Genomic DNA, 3,282 nt, shown 5'->3' with positions numbered 1-3,282 from the left:
GGCTGAACCCGGCACCGGCTAGCCTCTGCACCATGGGACGACGGACGAGTCGTCACCCCGCGCGGAGGATCATCGCCGGCAGTGACGCCAGACGTGAGGTGGCGACCCTCGCGGTGGAGGAGCCGCTGGAGGTCCGTCTCGGGGGACGCCCCTACCTCGTCACGATGCGCACCCCGGGCGACGACATGGACCTGGCCGCCGGTTACCTGGTGTCGGAGGGGGCGATCTGGCACCGCGACCACCTCCCCGAGATCTGCTACTGCACCACCGTGAGCGGCCGCACCGAGCAGGACTACAACACCCTCACCGTGACCCTGTCCCCGGATGTCCCGGAGCCCCGGTCCGTCCGCGTGACCGCCATGACCAGCTCCTGCGGGGTGTGCGGCGTCGACTCGGTCGCGGAGGTGCGCAAGGCGACCCACTTCCCCGCCGAGCCGGCCACCCCCCTGGTCGGGGCTGCGGTCCTGCTCTCCCTTCCCGACCGGCTCCGCGAGGGTCAGATCGTCTTCGGCCGCACCGGCGGGGTCCACGCGGCGGCCCTGTTCTCCCCCGACGGCGACCTGCTCTGTCTGCGCGAGGACGTCGGTCGGCACAACGCGGTGGACAAGGTGGTGGGTTGGGCCCTGCGCGAGGGCCGGCTCCCGCTGCGGGAGACGATCCTGCAGGTCTCCGGGCGTGCCTCGTTCGAACTCGTGCAGAAGACGTCCATGGCGGGGATCCCGGTGATCTCCGCGGTCAGCGCCCCCTCGTCGTTGGCCGTGGACCTGGCCGCCGAGACCGGGGTGACGCTGGTCGGGTTCAGCAGGGGCGACCGCGCGACCGTCTACACCCATCCGGAGCGCGTCGCCGACTGATCCGGCACCGCGCGCACTCCCGGGCCGCGGCTGCGGCGCGGTGTGTTCCGGCGCACAATGGGTCCATGAGCCTCGTCCCCCGCATCCGTCGGTCCGCGCCCGTCGCCGACATCGACGAGGCCGACCTGCGGGTCGGCGAACCCGAGACCAGCGCGGCGGGGCTCAAGGCCGTCTCGGTGGCGCTCGAGCGGGGGATCTCGCAGGCCGGGGCGACCCGGACGGCTCGGGCGTTGGCCCGCCTCAACCACCGCGGCGGCACGGACTGCCCCGGGTGCGCCTGGCCCGAGTCCATCACCGGTCCGCGCAAGCCGGCGGAGTTCTGCGAGAACGGCGCCAAGGCGGTGGCCGAGGAGTCCACGACCCGGACGGTGACCCCCGAGTGGTGGGCCGCCCACCCGATCCGCGAGCTGTGGGACAAGACCGAGTACTGGCTGGGCAACCAGGGCCGGATCACCGAGCCGGTGGTGCTCAGGCCCGGCGACGAGCACTACTCTCCGATCGGCTGGCGGGAGGCGTTCGCGCTCATGGCCGAGCACGTCACCGCCACCTCGCCCGACCGCTGCGTGTTCTACACCTCCGGTCGGACGGCCAACGAGACCGCGTTCATGTACCAACTTCTCGCGCGGTCCATCGGCACCAACAACCTGCCCGACTGCTCCAACATGTGCCACGAGTCCTCCGGGTCGGCCATGACGCCCACGATCGGCATCGGCAAGGGGACTGTCTCGCTCGAGGATTTCGATCACGCGGACGTCATCCTCGTCGTCGGACAGAATCCCGGCACCAACCACCCACGGATGCTCTCCACCCTCACCGACGCCCGGCGGCGCGGGGCCCACGTGGTGGCGGTCAACCCGTTGCCCGAGGCCGGACTGCTGGGGTTCGCCGATCCGCAGTCCCCCACCGGGATCGCCAAGAGCCTGGTCGAGGGCGGGGGCGAGACCGTCTCGGATGACTTCCTGCAGATCAAGGTGGGTGGCGACCTCGCGCTGTTCCAGGCCCTGGGCCACCTGCTGCTCCGGGCCGAGGAGGCCGCGCCCGGCACGGTCGTGGACCGCGACTTCGTGGACACGTGCACCGAGGGCTTCCGGGACTACGCCGCCGCGCGTGCCGAGCTTGACTGGGAGACCACCGAGCGGGCCACGGGTCTGCGCCGCGACCAGGTCGAGCGACTGGCGACGCTGCTCGTGCACTCGCGGGGCACGATCATCTGCTGGGCTCTGGGACTCACGCAGCAGCCCCACTCGGTGGACACCCTGCGCGAGATCGTCAACGTCCTGCTGCTGCAGGGCAACTTCGGCAAGCCCGGGGCCGGCGCCTGCCCGGTCCGCGGCCACTCGAACGTGCAGGGCGACCGGACCATGGGGATCTGGGAGAAGCCGGGCGCGACGTTGTTGGACGGGCTCGACGACGAGTTCGGCATCGCCTCGCCGCGTGAGCACGGCTACGACTCGACCGAGACGCTCGAGGCGTTCGAGCGCGGTGACGTGGACGTGTTCGTCTCCATGGGCGGCAACTTCGCCAAGGCCTGTTCGGACACCGACGTCCTCGAGAAGGGGATGCAACGCACCGGGCTGACCGTCCACGTGTCGACCAAGCCCAACCGCTCCCACGTGGTCCACGGGCAGACGTCGCTCATCCTCCCGACTCTCGGGCGGACGGACCGCGACGACCGCCACCCCGGGGGCGCACAGTTCGTCTCGGTGGAGGACTCGATGTCGGTGATCCGCTCGTCCCAGGGGCGGCTGGAGCCGGTGTCGGAGCAGTTGCTCAGCGAACCGCAGATCGTCGCGGGCATGGCGGAGGCGATCCTCGGTCACGACCACCCGGTGGGGTGGCGCGCGATGGCGGAGGACTACGACGTGATCCGCGACCACATCGCGCGGGTGATCCCCGGCTTCACCGACTACAACCGGCGGGTGCGACAGAAGTCCGGGTTCGTGCTGCCCAACCCGCCGCGCGACACCCGGTCCTTCGCCACCCCGTCCGGGCGCGCGCACTTCACGGTGTCACCGCTCGAGTGGCTGGAGGCCCCGGCCGGGCACCTGATCCTGCAGACCATGCGGTCCCACGACCAGTACAACACCACTTTCTACGGTCTCGACGACCGCTACCGGGGCATCTCCGAGGGGCGCCGGGTGATCCTCGTGAACCCGGATGACCTGCGCGACCTGGGCCTCGCGGACCGCCAACTGGTCGACGTGGTGAGTGTGTTCACCGGCTCGGACGGCGTGACCAGCGAGCGCAGGGCGGAGGAGTTCCGGCTGGTGTCCTACCCGACGGCCCGCGGCTGCTGCGCGGCCTACTTCCCCGAGGCCAACAACCTGGTCCACCGTCAGAACGTGGCGCGGGAGTCCAACACGCCCGGTTTCAAGGCGGTGACCGTCCGGTTCGAGCCGCGAAGCGAGCGCTAGCGAGCGCTAGCGAG

The 3,282-nt window shown here is 71.1% G+C and carries 2 protein-coding genes; both read left to right on the top strand.

The features are described 5' to 3' along the window. Positions 1 to 32: 32 nt before the first annotated feature. Positions 33 to 854: a formate dehydrogenase accessory sulfurtransferase FdhD gene (gene fdhD / locus G6018_RS13360; RefSeq protein WP_182639869.1), complete on the top strand. Its 822-nt coding sequence runs from the start codon at positions 33 to 35 to the stop codon at positions 852 to 854. A gap of 65 nt (positions 855 to 919) precedes the next feature. Next, positions 920 to 3,268 carry an FdhF/YdeP family oxidoreductase gene (locus G6018_RS13355; protein ID WP_182639868.1) on the top strand — a complete coding sequence of 783 codons (2,349 nt, stop codon included), beginning with the start codon at positions 920 to 922 and terminating at the stop codon, positions 3,266 to 3,268. The last annotated feature ends 14 nt before the right edge of the window (positions 3,269 to 3,282 follow it).

Origin of the sequence: Dietzia sp. DQ11-44 (genome assembly GCF_014145205.1) — a bacterium.
Lineage (GTDB): Bacteria > Actinomycetota > Actinomycetes > Mycobacteriales > Mycobacteriaceae > Dietzia > Dietzia natronolimnaea.
This window is presented reverse-complemented; position numbering and strand designations above follow the sequence as displayed.